The organism is Paenarthrobacter nicotinovorans, from assembly GCF_021919345.1.
GTDB classification, from domain to species: Bacteria; Actinomycetota; Actinomycetes; order Actinomycetales; family Micrococcaceae; genus Arthrobacter; species Arthrobacter nicotinovorans.
In genome coordinates, this window is the sequence record NZ_CP089293.1 from 227,222 (window position 1) to 244,005 (window position 16,784).

At 62.5% G+C, this 16,784-nt stretch carries 16 protein-coding genes and 1 pseudogene; 4 read left to right on the forward strand and 13 right to left on the reverse strand.

Annotation, left to right across the window (positions count from 1 at the left end; translation table 11 throughout):
• Nucleotides 1-269 precede the first annotated feature (269 nt).
• Nucleotides 270-632 carry an immunity protein Imm33 domain-containing protein gene (locus JMY29_RS01140; protein WP_039239260.1) on the forward strand — a complete coding sequence of 121 codons (363 nt, stop codon included), beginning with the start codon at nucleotides 270-272 and terminating at the stop codon, nucleotides 630-632.
• Nucleotides 633-732: 100 nt separating this feature from the next.
• Nucleotides 733-1,665 carry a hypothetical protein gene (locus JMY29_RS01145; protein WP_064723804.1) on the forward strand — a complete coding sequence of 311 codons (933 nt, stop codon included), beginning with the start codon at nucleotides 733-735 and terminating at the stop codon, nucleotides 1,663-1,665.
• Between the two features lie 227 nt (nucleotides 1,666-1,892).
• Here the strand turns inward: JMY29_RS01145 and JMY29_RS01150 are convergent, their stop codons facing one another.
• The 4 genes from JMY29_RS01150 to JMY29_RS01165 form a co-directional block, all read right to left on the reverse strand.
• Nucleotides 1,893-2,471, reverse strand: a complete 579-nt coding sequence (locus JMY29_RS01150; protein WP_110505920.1) for an SMI1/KNR4 family protein — start codon at nucleotides 2,469-2,471, stop codon at nucleotides 1,893-1,895.
• Nucleotides 2,472-2,569: 98 nt separating this feature from the next.
• Entirely contained in the window at nucleotides 2,570-3,031 is a 462-nt protein-coding gene (locus tag JMY29_RS01155; protein WP_110505921.1) for a DUF6188 family protein, read from the reverse strand.
• Between the two features lie 873 nt (nucleotides 3,032-3,904).
• Entirely contained in the window at nucleotides 3,905-4,429 is a 525-nt protein-coding gene (locus tag JMY29_RS01160) for a hypothetical protein (RefSeq protein WP_189076381.1), read from the reverse strand.
• Nucleotides 4,430-4,514: 85 nt separating this feature from the next.
• Nucleotides 4,515-4,727 carry a hypothetical protein gene (locus JMY29_RS01165; protein ID WP_189076382.1) on the reverse strand — a complete coding sequence of 71 codons (213 nt, stop codon included), beginning with the start codon at nucleotides 4,725-4,727 and terminating at the stop codon, nucleotides 4,515-4,517.
• A gap of 271 nt (nucleotides 4,728-4,998) precedes the next feature.
• Here JMY29_RS01165 and JMY29_RS01170 point away from each other — a divergent pair.
• A pseudogene (locus JMY29_RS01170) lies at nucleotides 4,999-5,666 on the forward strand (recombinase family protein).
• A gap of 76 nt (nucleotides 5,667-5,742) precedes the next feature.
• Here the strand turns inward: JMY29_RS01170 and JMY29_RS01175 are convergent.
• From JMY29_RS01175 to JMY29_RS01205, 7 genes are all read right to left on the reverse strand, one after another.
• Nucleotides 5,743-7,419: a thiamine pyrophosphate-binding protein gene (locus tag JMY29_RS01175; RefSeq protein WP_189076383.1), complete on the reverse strand. Its 1,677-nt coding sequence runs from the start codon at nucleotides 7,417-7,419 to the stop codon at nucleotides 5,743-5,745.
• Nucleotides 7,416-8,207, reverse strand: a complete 792-nt coding sequence (locus tag JMY29_RS01180) for a cyclase family protein (protein ID WP_189076384.1) — start codon at nucleotides 8,205-8,207, stop codon at nucleotides 7,416-7,418. The genes JMY29_RS01175 and JMY29_RS01180 overlap by 4 nt, the downstream gene beginning before the upstream one ends.
• A 7-nt stretch (nucleotides 8,208-8,214) precedes the next feature.
• Nucleotides 8,215-9,846, reverse strand: coding sequence for a phytoene desaturase family protein (locus JMY29_RS01185; protein ID WP_189076385.1), 1,632 nt, complete (start codon nucleotides 9,844-9,846; stop codon nucleotides 8,215-8,217).
• 21 nt (nucleotides 9,847-9,867) lie between these two features.
• Nucleotides 9,868-11,646, reverse strand: a complete 1,779-nt coding sequence (locus JMY29_RS01190; protein ID WP_055977196.1) for a flavin reductase — start codon at nucleotides 11,644-11,646, stop codon at nucleotides 9,868-9,870.
• A 39-nt stretch (nucleotides 11,647-11,685) separates the two neighbouring features.
• Complete coding sequence (locus JMY29_RS01195; RefSeq protein ID WP_055977200.1) at nucleotides 11,686-12,927, reverse strand: styrene monooxygenase/indole monooxygenase family protein; 1,242 nt, start codon at nucleotides 12,925-12,927, stop codon at nucleotides 11,686-11,688.
• Between the two features lie 37 nt (nucleotides 12,928-12,964).
• Nucleotides 12,965-13,753, reverse strand: coding sequence for an SDR family oxidoreductase (locus JMY29_RS01200; RefSeq protein ID WP_055977204.1), 789 nt, complete (start codon nucleotides 13,751-13,753; stop codon nucleotides 12,965-12,967).
• Nucleotides 13,754-13,876: 123 nt separating this feature from the next.
• Complete coding sequence (locus JMY29_RS01205) at nucleotides 13,877-14,026, reverse strand: hypothetical protein (protein ID WP_189076386.1); 150 nt, start codon at nucleotides 14,024-14,026, stop codon at nucleotides 13,877-13,879.
• A gap of 149 nt (nucleotides 14,027-14,175) precedes the next feature.
• Between JMY29_RS01205 and JMY29_RS01210 the strand changes: the two genes are divergently transcribed.
• On the forward strand, nucleotides 14,176-15,144 hold the full coding sequence (locus tag JMY29_RS01210) for an AraC family transcriptional regulator (RefSeq protein WP_039239285.1): 969 nt from the start codon (nucleotides 14,176-14,178) through the stop codon (nucleotides 15,142-15,144).
• Here JMY29_RS01210 and JMY29_RS01215 read toward each other — a convergent pair whose 3' ends face one another.
• The gene (locus tag JMY29_RS01215; RefSeq protein WP_039239287.1) at nucleotides 15,145-15,846 is read right to left on the reverse strand and encodes a FadR/GntR family transcriptional regulator; all 702 of its coding nucleotides are present in this window, start codon (nucleotides 15,844-15,846) and stop codon (nucleotides 15,145-15,147) included.
• A gap of 68 nt (nucleotides 15,847-15,914) precedes the next feature.
• Nucleotides 15,915-16,718, reverse strand: a complete 804-nt coding sequence (locus JMY29_RS01220) for an alpha/beta fold hydrolase (protein ID WP_189076387.1) — start codon at nucleotides 16,716-16,718, stop codon at nucleotides 15,915-15,917.
• Nucleotides 16,719-16,784 lie beyond the last annotated feature (66 nt).

Consider the following 16,784-nt stretch of genomic DNA (forward strand, 5'->3'; position numbering starts at 1 on the left):
CCCAGCTGCTATAGAAGTTTCCATCCCGTGATTCGTATTCCATTCGCAAAGGGCGACAGCCAGTTAGAAAGCAGCTGCCGGGCATGACCGAGAGGCCAGGCCAAAGGGGCGACCGACGGCCACAGGCGGCCGCAGGTAGAAGGGTCCGTCCTTAGAACGTCCATTCAAGCTGCAGTCTAATTGGCTACGGCCACCAGCCATTCGGTGTCCGCTAAACGATCCTTCACCGGGCAGGGCTATGCGCGCTTTCATAGGCGAAGATGCTAGATATGCACGATTCGATCCTTTTCATCCAGATGCAGCTGACCGCCAGGTTCGCGGCTGTCCCTACACCGCCGTTGCAGGGCGTGAAGGTGGGAGTCTCCAAGAACGTGCGGTCGCCAGATGTTCATCCCCTCAACGGGCTGAGGCATTCAGCCGCTGCTGGTACGAGTGGCTGGTTCATCTGGCGGGGTGAAGATCTCGGAACGGCGGATGACTTCTTCGATCCGTTGCACGTCGAGCATCTGACGACCTGGTGTCCTGAAGCCGTTCCCTATCTCGCTCTGCCCGCGGGGTGGCGATTCCTCTTGGCACCTGGCTACGAAGATGTCTGGTTTGACGAGTCGTTGTTGAATATTGAGGGAAGCTGACCCGGACGGCTCAATCTCACATTCGGGATTCGCCTGAGGTGCCGGGACTTGTTACGGGGAGACGGTGGCCGCAGTATGTCGAAGTGATGGAAGATGAGCTGTGAGTGCGCATGAAAGGGTTCAGTTCGACCTCGATGAGGACGAGCGTGAGGTACTGAGGCGAGGACTGACCGACTGGGCGGGGCCAGCGGCCCCCACGGAGGCCATGGCCTTGGCTATGGGCTTTCGTGACGTTGCTGATTTGATTGCCGAAGGCGATCGAATCGCTGGGTTCATTCGGGCCGGCCGACCCTTGACGAAGGCTGAATGGCGCCGGGCCCTGCTGGCAACCGAGATTGCTTTCGCTAGCAACACAGTTGGGGTTGGGCTGGACTGGTCTATCGTCACCGGCTATCAAGACGACGAAACCATAAGGATCCTCAGAGCGATCCAACGCAAGATGGGTGGCAGCAGAAACTGGCCCGAGAACGGGCCTTCAACGGACGAGTCTCCGGAAAGCGATTCAGAGTGGGCAAAGCCGCTCTTCCCTCCACCAGCCAGTTGGAGGGTGCCGGTGCGCCCACAGTTGGAGCCGACCGCGGTGCTGCTGCCAATGGGGGCGGGTGAGAATGCCACAGGGACGGGATCCGTCACGACGCGTCAACAGACCAAGCGGATAGCCGAGGGCTTGGCACTTGGTGTCCTGGCCTACGGCGTAAACCGACTGCCCAACGAAAGGCCTGCGTTCGAGACGGCTTTGAACAGTGCCTGGGAGTCGTGGCCCAGAGCGGGAGACTTCGCGAACGTACGCGTGCCAGAGGCCGGGCCGGAGATCTGGGCTGGCATGGAAAAGTCGGCAAGCCGACGCGGCGTTATCGCCGCATGGGCGGACCACTCCGTTCCGCACCTATTGCCCGCCTTTGCGGATATGCCGATCGCCGCCTGTCTAAATCAAATTGCCGACGAGCAAGCATCAGCAGACGATTGGATTTACCTTGGGTACCTGTTCGTAAAAGCCCTGTACCAAACAACTGTGACCGAGCCTCAAGGGTAGTCGTGTTGAGGCGGCCTCCCGCCCGTAAAAGGGATCGTCGTACGGACGTTGCCTACAGGGGCTGCTGCGTCTTCGCCGCTTCCGTTTTAGTTCTTCCAAGATCTCGACGAAATGCTGACGGTCGAGATAGTCCGCGCCGGCTAGCCTGATGGTGCGCCCCATATATGGATCTCGCTGCATGAATTTCCTGTAGCTAAGGCTGTCAGCAGTCTTTAGCAGGAAAGCGACTATATAGCTGACCAATAGTTTGCGTTTGGGTTCATTTCAGCCGCGAGCTCATCATATTCGGATGAATCCATGTCGAGGAAACCATCTTCACCCACGAAAAAGACCCCGCGAACGTATGCTTCGGCGAATGTTCGAAGCATATCTTCGATGGAGCGGAAAATGACCTTATGATCTGGTTCGTCGAACATGAAGTCATAGATGGGCTGCGTTTCTGAAGCTGAGCAGTCTAGGAAAGCGTAGCCGCCGGCACCGTCCGAGAGCAAAGGAAACCAGGCCGGGTTCTTGTTGAGAGTATTGACAAACTCGTCGTAGGTTGCAAGGGCTTCTTCCAGGCTAAGAAAGTAGTACCCGGGCATAATGTGCATGTCTCCCAGGACGGTCTCCTCGTCTGCATGAGTGCCGTTGTGCCAACTGTAGAGGGCAATCAATTCATCACTTACGTGCAAACCCCTCTGCCTCAGTGGATCCACAATAGCCTTAATGGAAGCCCCCGGATCATAAAGCGAGCGTGTAGGTCGCTTCAAGCGATGGGTGTACTCGTCGATGATTCTTGTCGACTGAGCTAATGATTTCGTCATGGTATAGACCTAACATAATAGCGATCGCCGTCTTGGATTTTGTTGGCGGCCTCGGAAGGGATAGCTGCCCCGCTGAGGGATCCCTTAGCGGGGCAGCGCTAGGGGGCAGGTGTCGGCGCCCAACACGCGACGTAATCACCGCCGGGCGAGCAAATAATCAGCAAGCCTCGGGATCCTCTGACTTGCCATGCCTCGTAAAGAGGGTGCGGCGAAACCGTCAGCGTCGCCTGGCCTAGGGCGAGACGTAATGTGCCATCTTTGCCGATCGCGGCTTCCGATACCGTCGTCAAGGTCAGGGGTGAGAGGACTCCCGCGGCCTCTTTCGTCAGTGGCTCGCCGGTCCACCGTATCTCGCCGGCTTCTACGGTGAATTCCGTCTCGATCGTGATCTCGAAGTCGTTTCCCAATTCAAGGTGGACCCCGTAGCCTATGCGGACCTGTACAAGTTGGTACCCGAGGACAGCTCGGATGAGGCCATTGGCAATTGTGATTTCCTGATCGTCTCCGCTTGCGCGGCTGACCCAGGTTTTGGCCCGGATAAACGGCCTGTCGTCGGTCATTTTGCCTCGCGTGATTGCTCGTTTGCGGAACGTCGTCTGCTGCCCGAGCAGGGCCCTTTAGGTTCCTCGGCGCAGGATAGCTAGCACGGTAGCAGGATTATGCCCTCCCGGAACACGCAGTAGTCCGGGCATCGATTTGTCCGGTTAAGGATCTCACCGGGTTACCGCATCGCCTAGGACGACTTTAGGGACATGGCACGATGAGAGCTGGGGAGTGCTTGCGCAAAGAACGGAGCTGAGACTTGGTAAAAACAGGATCCCGTAGTGGCTTGATTACTGGCAGAACTGCCTTTCAAGTGACACGGTGGCGCCACCGTGTCACGGGGTTTATTGCGCTGGATGGACTGTTAGGTCTCTATCTAAACAACTCTGGTGTCCCTCAGTCTTTTTTACCGATTTGGTGTTAGGTCTACTACTCCTTTCAGCGCTCCTACTGATCGTCCTCATCAACTGGGCAGGCTTCAGGGAAGATGCTGAAAGGAAGGCTGGTTACACAACCATCCGCCTTGGCAACAGGAAGTTGATGCAGCGAGATCCCTACATGGGGCGCATCATCCGGCTAGCTGGCGCGGACTATCTCGACCGCCAGCACTTCGCCGAGATCTTGGAAAGAACCCAAAGTCGAAGCGCAGAAGCAGCATGCCCTTTAGGACAGCGCCCCATAGGCTGGTGAATTACCGGTACGCGCTGGTTGCCCGGTAGAGAATCCCTTACCGTGCTGCCTGGGATTAGTCCTGGTAGCTTCGGATAAGCAGTGCGGCAGGCCCTTTCGTGTCCCTGGTCCCTATGGCGGAGGTAAACACTCGCTGGTTTGGATGCCATCAGTGACTCCAATTTAGGGCTCTGCGAGTGATGACAACGGGGCAGAGCAATTCAGTCATCCGACGCGACGATGACGTGAAGTATGTGGAGAACGCGATCAATCACGATGAACTCGTGGAAGCCGAGATTTCCGGTGACGAAGCCATAGTCATGTTCGGCTTCCCGTGAGGGGTTGCGTAGCTTCAGGACAGGGCCAGAGCCCAAGAGTGTAAAGATGGACTCCAGCCTTTGGATGACATCGGGAGGCTGGGAGTATTCCGGGTCCGTCCATTCTTGGTCCTTGGCCCAGGCATTTATCTCTGCTTTGGCTGCCTCGGCGGTCGATGGCTCGAACAGATCCGGGTGGATGGCACCAATCCTCCACCGCCCGTGGATTCCCCAGTCGCTGGGCTCTCTGCCGCCCCTGGAGGGAAAGGGAGAGGCATAATCGTGCTGGTACCCTGGGCTCTCGATCAGGCTCTCAAGAAGGGATCGGTCGTCCTGGTCCGGTTCGATGAGGAAACGCGTCAACTGGACCCACATAAAGGTCCCGGAATCGAGATGAACAATTTCATCTCCGACAAAAGGCAATGTCATGGTTCGAAGGTACTTAGGTTCGACCATAAACCCACGACGGCGCGCAAGTACGGATCGAGCTTCCTTCTGTCCGCAAGCCGATGGCTCACCACGTAACGAGGACCCAGTCCCCAGGTAGACCTCCATGGCTGAGAGCGTCCAGTGCAAAGCTACGGGCTTCTTCCGTGTCGGACCCTGTGTAGGACCACCAGGGCACCTCGACGAGCATTCCGTCACTTTGGTAGTCCCTGATATCCAGTCCGAGAACCAGCCGACCTGAGTCGGCAAGTGCTTCAATGGCGGCTGAAGCTTGGGACATCGGCCAACTCACTTCACCGTTAGGGTCGAACCGTGCTCCAGATTGAAGGTCTTCAGTAAGGAACGAGAGGTCCGGGAGAGCCATAACTGGATCATAAGACCCGTTACTCACTGAAGTGTCTGGACTGCCCGCAAGCCGGTCGTCCACCGGACGTGCCGGCGCTGCCCATCGGCTCTCTCCAAATCTGCGTTTCTCCGCCAAGGCCGGATTCCCGCAAACCCCGCCCGAATTTAATGCCCGGTGAAGGGGCCTTATACGCTACAGCCCAATCATGCCCATCGGTTATGCCCGCTGCTCGACCAGCAGTCAGGACCTCACCGCCCAGCGTCATGCTCTCCATGCCTTGGGAGTTGACGACGAGATGGTCCACGTCGACCACGGATTCACCGGCGCTAAACGAGACCGGCCCGGTCTGGAAAAGGCCGTGGCTGCGTGCCGCAACGGCGACACCTCCGTTGTCACCAAACTTGACCGGTTGGCAAGGTCCCTGCCGGACGCAAGGGATATTGCCGACGAACTCACGCGCAAGGGCGTAATCCTCAACATCGGAGGCAGTATCTACGATCCCCATGACCCGGTTGGAAAGCTGCTGTTCAACATCCTGGGCATGGTCGCGGAATTTGAATCCGCCCCTATTCGCGCCCGGAGCCCGTGAAGGCATTGCGGTGGCGAAGTCGAAGGGCAAGCTTCGGGGTCGACAGCCCAAGCTCTCCAAAAGGCAGGAGGCCCACCTCCTGAGCCTTCATCAGGGTGGAACACACGACAACGGAGATTGCTGAACTCTTCGGCGTCGCTCGCTCCACCGTCTACCGGGCCATCCAGCGCGCTGCGCCGACCACGCGATCGCTTCCCGGCAGTGAACGCACTGCCGGGAGCCTTCGTGCAGAGGACTCTCGACCAAAGTGTGACGCCTCGTGCAGGGGACTTTGGACACTCTGATTTCCATACCCGTCTGCACAAGTTCAGTACTTTCAGGGCAGCGTGTGCAGACGACTTCGGAAAACGACGCCGGCACTTAGTGGCCCTGGAAGGCCTCGGCCAGCCACCAGGAACCGCCGTCGGAGGCGATCTTGGCATCGATGACCAGCGGCCGGTCCTGCGTCCCGGCTTCGTAAGCAGCTATCCACGGGCGAACAGCTTCGAGGTCAGCTACGGTCCGCACTGTCACCCCTTCCGCACCGAATCCCCGGGCGATCGCGGCAATGTCGGTGGCCGGGAACACGACGCTGGACAACTCGGCTTCGGAGTGCCCTGAAGCGAAATGGTGCACCTCGGCTCCGTACGCAGCGTCGTTGTAGACGATGCACACAAGCGGCATCTTCAGTCTCGCCGCGGTCTCGAGTTCGCTGATACCCATGAGGAACCCGCCGTCTCCTGCACCCAGGACCGGCAGGCGGTGCGGCTGGGCCACGGCGGCGCCGATGGCCGTGTACAGGCCCAGTCCGATCGCCTGGAAAGCCTGCGTGAAGCAGAACCCGAACTCGTCCGGCACGGCAAGGTATTGGCTGGGGTAGCCCATGAAGTTGCCCGAATCGACCGCGACGATCCGCTCGGCAGGGAGCAGGGTGTCGAGTTCCCGGGTGAGGATGCGAGGATCGATGGAGGTTGCCGTGGACAGGTCCGCTGTGGAAACGTCCCGCCACCGTGAGCTCTGTTTGATGGCCAGGGCGTTGGCTTCGGTGCGGTACTTCCCAGCGGGCTCGGATTGCACGGTCCGCAGCGCCGTCAGGGCATCAGCAGCCGTCAGCGCCGAATCGCCCAGCACCCCCAGAGTGATGGGACGGTTGGCACCCAGGGCGGAGTCTTCGACGTCGACCTGGACCACCTTGGTGCCGGACGCAATGAGCCGCCCGTGCCGCATGGTCCACATGTTCAGTGCGCAGCCCCAGCCCACGATCAGGTCGGCGCCGCTGATGAACTCCGCCGTTGCGGGCGAAGAGAACCCCCCGGAAATGCCCAAGTTGTGCGCGTCGCCGTTGAACAGCCCGCTCGCCACCGCGGACGTCGCCACGAGGGCTCCGGCATGGCGCGCCAGCGCGAGGATTTCGTCCCTGGCGCCGCGCCCTCCGCGTCCGGCCACGAACACGGGTCGTTCAGCCGCGGAAATCAGTGCCACCAGTTGCTCAACGGCGCCAGCGTCGGGGCGCACCTTGGGCGGTTGAGGCACGACGGCGGCACCCACCTCGTCCGCTGCGGTGGCACTTTGGATGTCCAACGGCAAGCTCAGAACCACCGTGCGGCGCTCGTTCACAGCCGTCCGGAAAGCCCTGACCGTGTCAGCGACCGCCGTGGCCGGGGAGTGGATCCGCTCGGCTACAGCGCCGACGCTGCGGGCCAGGGCGTCCTGGTCGATCTTGAAGTTGGAGCGGATGGCTGCGGCCTGGGTGTCGGCGGTCAGAACGATCATGGGTGTCCGGCTTTTCGCGGCCTCCCCAATCCCGGTGATGGCGTTGCTCAGCCCGCAGCCTTGATGTGTGGTGACCACGCCCACCTTGCCCGACATCCGGGTGTAGGCGTCCGCCATGGTCGCCGCTCCACCCTCATGCCGGGCCGCGGTGAACGGGATGCCCTCGGCCGTGAGCGTTCCGGTGACATCGAAGTTTCCGGAGCCCACCACCCCGAAAACGTGTCCGACACCGAGCTTCGCCAAGGTCCTGCCGACCAGCGCGGAAACCCGAACCTGCCCGCTCATGCCTTCTCCACCGCGTCTTTTTCAACCAGCGCATACACGCGGCTGGGGCTTCCGGTGCCACCAACGATCGGCAGGGGAGCAACCACCAGCGTGGCACCGGTGATAGGAAGCCGGTCCACATTCCGCAGCGACGTGACGCCGTACTTGTCCGCCCCGAGCAGGAACGAGTGGACCGGGAACATCGGATCGAGGGTACCGGCCTGGCCGGCGTCGATGCCCACGGTTTCCACGCCGAAACCGCTGATCGAGGCGTTTCCGGCGAGCCACTTGGCACCTGCAGCAGAGACCCCGGGAGTGTGGGGTCCGGCGTCGTCCGCGTTGACGAAAGCCGCAGCGTCAGCGCCGCGGGCCGCCCAACCGGTCCGGAAGATGACCCAGCAGTTCTCCGGGAACGCGCCGTGCTCTTCCTGCCATTGCTCAAAATGCTCCGGTTCCAGGAGGAAATCAGGGTCCTGCGTCGCCTCGGCGGATTTGTCGATCACCACGAGGGGACCTACCAGGCGGTGCGGTTCGATCTGGTCCACGGACTTGCCGTCCTTGCCGGTGATCCAGTGCACCGGCGCGTCCAGGTGTGTTCCTGCGTGCTCGCCCACCGTGACGTCGTTCCAGGCCCAGGCGGGTCCGGCGTCGTCGAAATTGCTCACCGGCGAGACGGAGAGCCCCACCGTGTTCGCGAAAGGCTGCGGCAGGTTCAAAATGGGCGTCTCGGAGCTGAGGGGAGTGGTGAGGTCGATGATCTCCACCGAACCATTCGAAAGGGCTGCAGTGAGCCCGGCCAGAACAGACATTGTTCTCCTATCGCTTACGTGGTTTCAGTGCTTCTTGGATACGGGAAAATCGTGACGGCGGTGCGGTCAGTTTCTGCGCCACCAGGTGTCCGGAGCCGCCCGAAAGTCCAGGACCGGGGTGGGTTGAAGCCCCGAAGTGCCAGAGACCTTGGATGGCCGTGCGGTGTCCGGCGGCTTCCGGGAAAGGCCGCCACAGAAGGTTCTGGAAGAGCTCAGCCGAGCCGCCGTAGGGATCCCCGTTGACGGCATTGGGATTGGCCAAGGCAAGGTCCGTCGGTGCCAGGATGTCGGAGGCGAGGACACTCGCACGCGTCCCCGGAGCAAACTGTTCCAATCTGGCCAGGACCCGCTCCAGGTAGCCGGCTTTAAGTTCGCCACTCCACCCCTTGCTGACGTCCAGTTCGCCTGCGGCATCGCCCACAGGCGCGAACGGCACCTCCTGCAGCTGCAACCACAGCGTGGCCTTCCCCTCCGGTGCCCGCGACGGATCCAGCACGTATTGCTGCCCCACCACAACCGTTGGTTCGGCCGGCAGCAGTCCCGCTTCGGCCTGGGCGCAGGCAACTCCCGTGCTGTCCGAACCGTTGCTGAGGTGCACCAGCGGCACGGTGTTGAGCCGGGGATCGAGCCACTCAACGGGCTTGTCCAAGGCCAAGTGGATCTGCATGGCTCCGCGGCCGTTCTGGTACTTTTCAGCGGCCCGGGCAGCCGCGGGCGGGGGCTCGTGAAGCAAAGACGTGTAAAGGGCCTGCGGGGAGACGTTGGCCAGCACGGTGTCGGCAGAAACACTGCCCTGTGACGTCCGGACACCCGTGACCGCTGTGCCTGAAACCAGGACCTCCTCGGCTTCGGCACCGAGCATGATCCTGACGCCGTTGTCCCTCAGGAGCGACTCGAACGCCGCAACGAACCGCGATGCCCCGCCCTTCACGACGGGCAGCCCAAAACCGTGCATGCTCATGGCCATGACGGGCAGCATCACCCCTCCCGTGGCTTGGTCCGGTCCCAGCCCGGCGTGCAGGAGCCACGGCGACCACAACTGGTCCGTCTCCCAGCCGTCAAAGCGGCTGCGGACGTAGTTGCGGCCGCTCATCACGGAGTCCCGGATGAATGACTCGTTTGCGGCCAGCCGCCCACGCCGCACGGCACCAAAGGCGATCTTTGCCACCTCAGGAAAGGACCGCAGCTCGGCCCCGAAGGCCCCGAAAACCGTTCCGGCGTTCCGGCCCAGGTCATCGAGCATCGCCAGGTAAGCGGCCTGGTCCCGGGGCTCCTTGAATGCAGCGCTTGTCTCGGCTGGATCCCGGCGCGCAATGACTACGCGGTGCGCCCCCGTCGCCGGGTCCGCCGCTACGCTCGCCGTCACGGGCCCGGTGGTATTGCAATACTCGAGGCCCCGGGCGTGCAGTTCCTTGCCCAGCACTTCATAGGCGCCGCCGGACACAAACAGCGGATGCCAGGAGGAGAACGTGTCGTGGATGAAACCAGGCAAGGTCCGTTCGGAGGAGTCGATGAACCCACCCAGCCGGTCCGAGCGCTCGATGATGCACACGCGCTTTCCGTCCAGGGCAAGCTCGGCTGCCGCCACCAGGGAGTTGATTCCCGAGCCAATGATCGCGACCTCACAGGATTCGTCCATAACCGTTCCTTTCAAGAGTGCTCAGAAATCAGGGTGGCTGGCAGTGGCGTGGTACTTGCCGCCGTGGAACACCAGGGGAGCGCCGCCGTCGTGGTTGTAGCTTTCCACCTCACCCACATAGATGACGTGATCCCCGGCATCATGTCGCGAGACGGTCCGGCATTGGAAGGTCGCCACCGCGCCGTCCAGCAGCGGCACACCGGCGATGCCTTCCACGGTTTCCACTCCGGCGAACTTGTCCGTGGCCGGGGTAGCGAATTGGCGGGAAAGGACGTGCTGGTCGCTTGCCAGGATATTGATGGCAAAGTGTGTGGCTTCCTCGAAATCGCCCAGGCTGGGTGCCCGTTTGCTGGGGCACCACAGCACCAGCGGGGGATCCATGGAGACCGACGTGAAGGAGTTCGCTGTCATGCCCACCTTCCTGCCGTCCGCGGAAACGGTGGTGACCACTGTGACGCCGGTGGCGAATTGTCCCAGCGCGCTCCGGAAGTCACGGACGTCGAACGCCGAGGTGTCTTCTTCCTTCCTGGCCTGCATGAAGTCAGCAGCAGCGGTGGGATCAAACCACCACGGGTAGGACGTTCGGGGGTCGTCGAAACCGTTCACGATGCTCGCCGCCAACGCGGGATGTTCAGCGGCTTCGCTGAGCAGCGTTTTCTGGTGGTCCCGGCGCGGTTTCAGGAGATCGTTGGTCCATTCAACGGCCCACTGCCCCCAGCCCCGCCAGAATTCGTCGAAAGTGCGCTCCATCCAGTGGCGATCGAATGGTTGCTGGCCACGGCGGACGATCGAGTCCAGGTAGTACTTTGCAGCCAGGGTTGCATTGTTGGAGCCCTGCCCGGTGAGGGGATCGTTGAGGACCACGGCATCACCCAGCCCGAACACCAGCTTTCCGTTGCCGAGTTCCCCGACGGCGGACCTCACCGTAGGCGTGATGCGTCCCAGAAGCGTGGCGCCGTCATCCGTCAGTTCGGCTCCGGCGAAGTTCCCGGCTTCGTGCGGAAAATGCTCGCGCAGGATCGCCAGCGACCGCTCAAGCTGCTCCTCAGGACTTCCGACGTCGGTCCACCGGTCCATGGGGCCACCCACCACGCCCTCGAACACCATCATGCGGCACGGGCCGGAGACGGTCAGGCCCGGGAAGGTGAAAAACTCGCCGACGCCGGGGGCCATGGACATGCGGATGGCGTCACCCACTGCGCCGTCACCCACAGCGCCGTCACCCACTGCGCCGTGACCTACAGCGCCGGCGGCAGCACCGGCGTCGGGCTTGACGTAGTTCAGCGCAAGGACGCGCTGCGGGCGGTCGAAAGGCGACTTTGCCTTGTCCCGCGGGAAGATCTGCCCGATTTCGCCTTTGCCCGTGCTCACAATGACCAGCTCGTAGTCGCGGGCGAGTTCCTCGAGCATGCGCGGGGTGACCTTCTCGATGCGGAAATCGCCACCGGCAGCGACGAACGTCTCGATCCACAGGGCGCTTTTGATCCGTTGGTCGATGGAGCGGGCAGTCCCGTCCAAGGGAGCTGCCCATTCGATGGGTTCTTCCGCGTCCACCCGGAGCTGGATGGAGGTGATGGCCGGGACTGCTCCGGATTCGTAGTATTCGGTGAGGGCGGTCCCCATCTGTGCCTCGGCATCCAGGGCCGTGGAGAACATGCACTGGCTGGACATGACTTTCCCGGTGCGGATCTGGGCTGCGGAACGGTCGGACAGCAGTGTCACTGCGTAGCCTTCCCGTTGCAGGCCCAGGGCCAGTTGGGCACCGGATTCGCCGGCGCCCACGATTGCTATCTTTCGCATGATGGGTCCTTTTTAGCTTGTCTGTGCCAAAAAACGTGGCTAGGAGACTTTGGCTGCGGAAAGGCGTGCCAAGTAGCCGGCTGCCTTGTCGGGAGACATGAACCACTCCTGGAATTCCGGCGGATGGTTGAAGCCGTTGGCGAACCTGCGGGCGATGTCCGGCTCGCTGTTGGCGGCGCCCAGGAGTTCAAGGACGTGGGGCGGCGGCGGGGCCAGGAGGGCATTGGTCCAGTGTGCAACGTGCTGTGCGTAATCCCAATAGCGCTCGAATGTGGCCTGCATGAACTCAGCGCCGAACGGCTGTTCGCCGTGCCGGATGATGCTGTCCAGGTAGGACGCCGCGCACTTGCTGGCGTTGTTGGAACCTTGGCCGGTGATGGGATCGTTCAACACCACGACGTCGGCCAGGCCCAGTACCTGCCGGCCGCTCGGCAACGTGGCGATCGGGTGGCGGACAGTGGGCGCAAACCTGCCCTGGAGGACGCCGTTGGGGTCGGTGAGTTCCACATCCGTTGCCCGCTCGGCTTCCCATGGCAGGAAGGTCTTGAGGATGTTCGTGGAATTCTCCAGATGTTCCTCCGGGGAGAGGCCCTTCCAGGTGTCCATGGGACCGCCGGGCACGCCCTCGAAGACCATGATTTCGCAGGGGCCGCTGGTGGTGAGTGCGGGGAACACGAAGTATTCGCCGACGCCGGGGATGAGGTTGAAAGAAACCGCAGAGTACTCTTCGCGGGGCTTGAGGCCCTTCACGTAGGTCAGCGCCAGGGCACGCTGCGGGGCGTCGTAGGTGCTCCGTTCGGCGTCGCGGGTGAACAGCTGGGCGATGTCTCCCTTGCCCGCGGCGACAATCACCAGGTCCGAGTTCTGCGCGTACTTCTCCAGCTCGGCCACGCCTGCGTCTTCGAAAACGAGTTCCCCGCCGCGTGCCGTGAACTCTTCCATGAACCGCGGGAACTTCACGCGCTGGTCGATGGACTTGGCATGGTTATCCAGGCGGGATGCCCAGCTGATGGCCTTCTCGCCCGGGAGTTCGGGGTGGGGGATGGTGAAGGAAATGCCGTCGACCGTGGGGGCATCGGGCCAGAAGTCCAACCCCAGCGCCCGCTCGTGCTCCAGTGCGTTGTGGAAGATGCATTGGCTGGAGGCGACCTTGCCGTCCCGGATTTCTTCGGGTGTGCGGTTGGAAATGGTGGTCACGGAGTAGCCGGCGTCCAGCAGTCCGATGCCCAGCTGAAGCCCGGACTGGCCGGCTCCGACGATGGTGATGTGGCGTTGCGTCATGGTGTTGCCCTTCTATGGAGTGTGGTGGAGCCTGGCGTCAGTTGGCGGCCAGCAGGGGGATGGTTTCTTCGGCGCGTTCAGGACCCAAGGCGGAGTAGCCGCCGTCGACCGCCCAATCGGCGCCGGTCACGAAACTTGCCTGGTCGCCGGCGAGAAACGCGACGACGTCCCCAACCTCGTGCGGGCGGCCGACGCGCTTGAGAGCGTGGAAAGGGGCGGCCACGGAATCGGTCTTGGCAAGATCACCGTTGCTGAGCGTGTCCATGATGTTGCTCCACACCCATCCGGGGCTGACGGAGTTCACCCGGATGCCGTCCGCCGCGAAGTCCACGGCCATGCTGCGCGTGAGCTGGACGAGGGCCGCTTTGCTGGCCGGGTAGAGCCAGCGGCCGGTTTGGGCGATGGAACTGGAGATCGAGGTGAAGTTGATGATGGCGCCGTGCCCTGACGCTTTGAGGTGTGGGCGCGCGGTGTTGCTTGCCACCACTGCACTCACGAGGTTGACGTTGAGGGCCTCGAGCCAGTCGCTGCGACCGGATGCCGGGCCATCGTCCTTGTAGGTGCAGGCCAGGTTGACCAGGATGTCGAGACCGCCGTGGAGGGCTACGGTTTCCTCCACGAGTTCGCGCACTGCGGCGTCATCGGTGATGTCCGTGTGGGAATAGTGGATTCCTTCCCCGAGTGCTTTGGTGAGGGTGCCGCCGTCGGGAGCTATATCCGCAACCACCACCGTGGCTCCGGCGTCCCGCAACGAGGTCACCACGCCTTGTCCCACCTTGGTTGCCCCACCGGTGACAATTGCTGTCCTGCCGTCGAGTCCTGACATGGCCCAAACCTTTCCCGTACTTGTAATGTTGAAGAAATGTGACGTCCGTCATGGTTTATCCATAAGCGACTCTAGGCAGTCGCTGTTGGCCGGGCTATCCACTAAGCGCAAAAGTCATCCGGATTACGCAGGGTCTTCCTCTTCTTCGTGCCAACCAACCCACGCCGCTGAGGTGAGCTGAGCGTCCTTGGCTTGAAGTTCCGCCGCCCAGAATTCGAAATGGTGTCGATCCCACTCGTCCCGCCGGTCATGCACGAGCTTGATGTTCTTCACTGGTCCCACCTCGCTTTCAGTGCTGTTATCGTGATGTGAGCTGCGTCATACTGGTTCTGAAAGCGACTCTAGGCGGCCGTTGAAATCCGGAATATCCACGTAGCGCGGGGATCATCCGAAAAGCGCAGAACTGTGGAGTGGGTGCCCAAATGGTGAAAATTCTTCCCCGCGATGTCCTGCGGGGGCGGCCGACGATGGCCACAACTGACGTGGACGAAGCCCACGCCAGGATCGCCGAGCTGTTCTGCAGCCACGAGCTCGCACCGCGGACCCGGACCTCGGCAGTGGATATGAAGCTGCGTTCCCTGCACCGGGGCGACGTGGGCATCGAGTTCCTTGACTACGGCGCCGACGTCCGCATTGAGCCTGAAGGACTGCAGGATTTCCATCTGGTGCAGATCCCGCTCGCCGGGCATGCGTCCATGCGGGTAGGGACCAGCACGGTGGAATCCAGCCCGCACATGGCCACTGTTCCGCCGATCGACAGGCCATTCTCCATGAGTTGGGACGGCGGCAGCCCGCACCTGATCGTCTATGTGCGGCGAACGGCGCTGGAACGGGTTGCCGGGCAACTGTACGGGGACGGCGCTGTGGAGCTTGGCTACGGCATGGACCTGTCAGGCGCCGCCGGTCGCGCCTTCCTGAGGTCCGTCGTCGAGCTTCATGACGACCTGATAAGCCGGCCGCAGACCGCCGCGCCGGTGTTCGTTCAAGGCTTGTTGGCGGACAGCATGGTGTCCCGGCTGCTGATGGCGATGCAGCCGCCTGCGGAGGAGGCCCGGAACACGGAGGCGGAGGGCCGGCTGGTCCGTGAATGCCGCGAACTCCTGGAGCGTCACGCCACAGAGGAACTCACGGTGCCCGATATCGCCGAGTGCCTTGGCGTTTCGGTCCGGACCCTGCAGACCGCACTGCGCGCCGAAACGGGGGCGACGCCGTCGGACCTGCTGCGGAGCATCCGGTTGGATCGCGCCCGCGAAATGCTCCTGGAAGCCGGCCCGCGCGAGCAAAGCGTGACGGCGGTTGCGGAGTCGTGCGGCTTCACGCACCAGGGGCGGTTCTCGGCGCTGTATCTGAAGACCTTCGGGGAGTTGCCGTCGGAGACACTGCGCCGCTAGCTACGCCTCCAGGACGTACGTCTTCAGGTCGTCCAGCGTCTGCTGCATGTGCGCGTCCATCGCGAGCCGCGCCTCGTTGGGGTTGCGGGATTCCAGCGCCGCGGCAATCTTCCGATGGTGTCCGATGGCGTGTTCCTGGATCTCCGCGAAAGCGGACGTCTCCCGGCGGCGTGCCTCCAGGACGCGGTGCAGGGGTTCGAACAGTACGGCCACGAAGACGTTGCCGGAGGCGTGCAGAATCACGTCATGGAAGGCCAGGTCGGCTTCAACGAAACCGGCCAGGTCATTGTCCTCGTGGGAGGACTGCATCTTTGCCACATGCTCTTTGAGCGTGATGAGTTCGTCGTCTGAGATACGCTCGGCGGCCAGTTCGCAGGCGCCCGTCTCCAGCATGCGGCGGAGTTCGATCAATTGGATGGCCGCCGCGGCATCCTTGGTGCCCTCCGACGCTGCGCGCAGCACGGCCTCCAGGGATGCCCACTGATTCAGCGGATTCACGAACGTGCCCCGGCCTCGTTCGACGCTGAGGATCCGCTGCGCTTCCAGGGTCTTCATGGCTTCACGCACGGTCATGCGGCTCACCTCGTGCTTGGCGCTGAGCTCCAGCTCGCCCGGGACAACCGTGCCGGGTGGAAATTCGCCCGCGATGATCCGGTCCAGCAACTCATCAGCGACGACGCCAACCAGCGACTTGCGTGCCATGTATCCCCATTCCTGTATCCGCCCATCCTGCGCCCGGCTTCCCCGGGGCGGGATGGATGTCAGACATCTTACGCTGGCGGTGGCCAGCTGGTTTTCCAAAACTCCTGCAACGCTTCCGCACATTGTTGCGGTTGCTCCCAGTGGACACTGTGGCCCGCCCCGGGAATGGCCTTCAGCCGGCGTCGTGGGTCCGCGTCCACAAACGCGGCCATCTGTTCCATGGACCGCACGCGGTCCGCTGTTCCGGCCAGCACCAGCAGCGGAGCGTGGACGCGCCCAGGTATTGAAGGTTCGACGCCGGTCATGGCCGCCTCGCCGCTCGGGCCCAGGACTTCGAACGGGATATCGAACCCGCGGCTGAGTAGTTCTTCGTCCTGGTACGGCGGGTCGCCGTACCAGGCTGCCATGCATCGGGCCTTGGTTCCGGCGTCGATGAAACCTTGTTTCCATTGCGCTTGCAGCATGGACCGGAAGCCTTCGTTGGGCGGCGCCGGAACCATGCCAACCAGCGTTAGGGTTGCCGTCAGCTGCGGGAAGCCGGCGGCAAGCGTCAGGGCCACGCTGCCACCCAGGGAGTGCCCCACCAGGTGAACGGGGCCGCTGTGTTTGGCTTCGATTGCCGCCGCCAAGGAGGCTGCCGCAGACTCCAGGGTCCATTCGAACTCCGGGGAGAGTACCTCGCCGGGGTGATAGCCGGGGAGGTCCGCAATCCATGCCGGGTATCCGGCGTCGAGCAGCTTTCCGGCCAATGGTTCCCAGTAGGCGGATGTTGAGGCCCAGCCGTGGATCAGGACCGCCGGCGCCGTTTCACCTGCGGAAACAACAGGCGTGCGGATATCCACGGAGGTGAACGGTGCTTCGCTGCCAGCCATGCACCCAGCCTAGTGACGCTGGTCTCCTTGCGCAGGCCGGGAGCGTTGTGTCACACTAATTCAAAT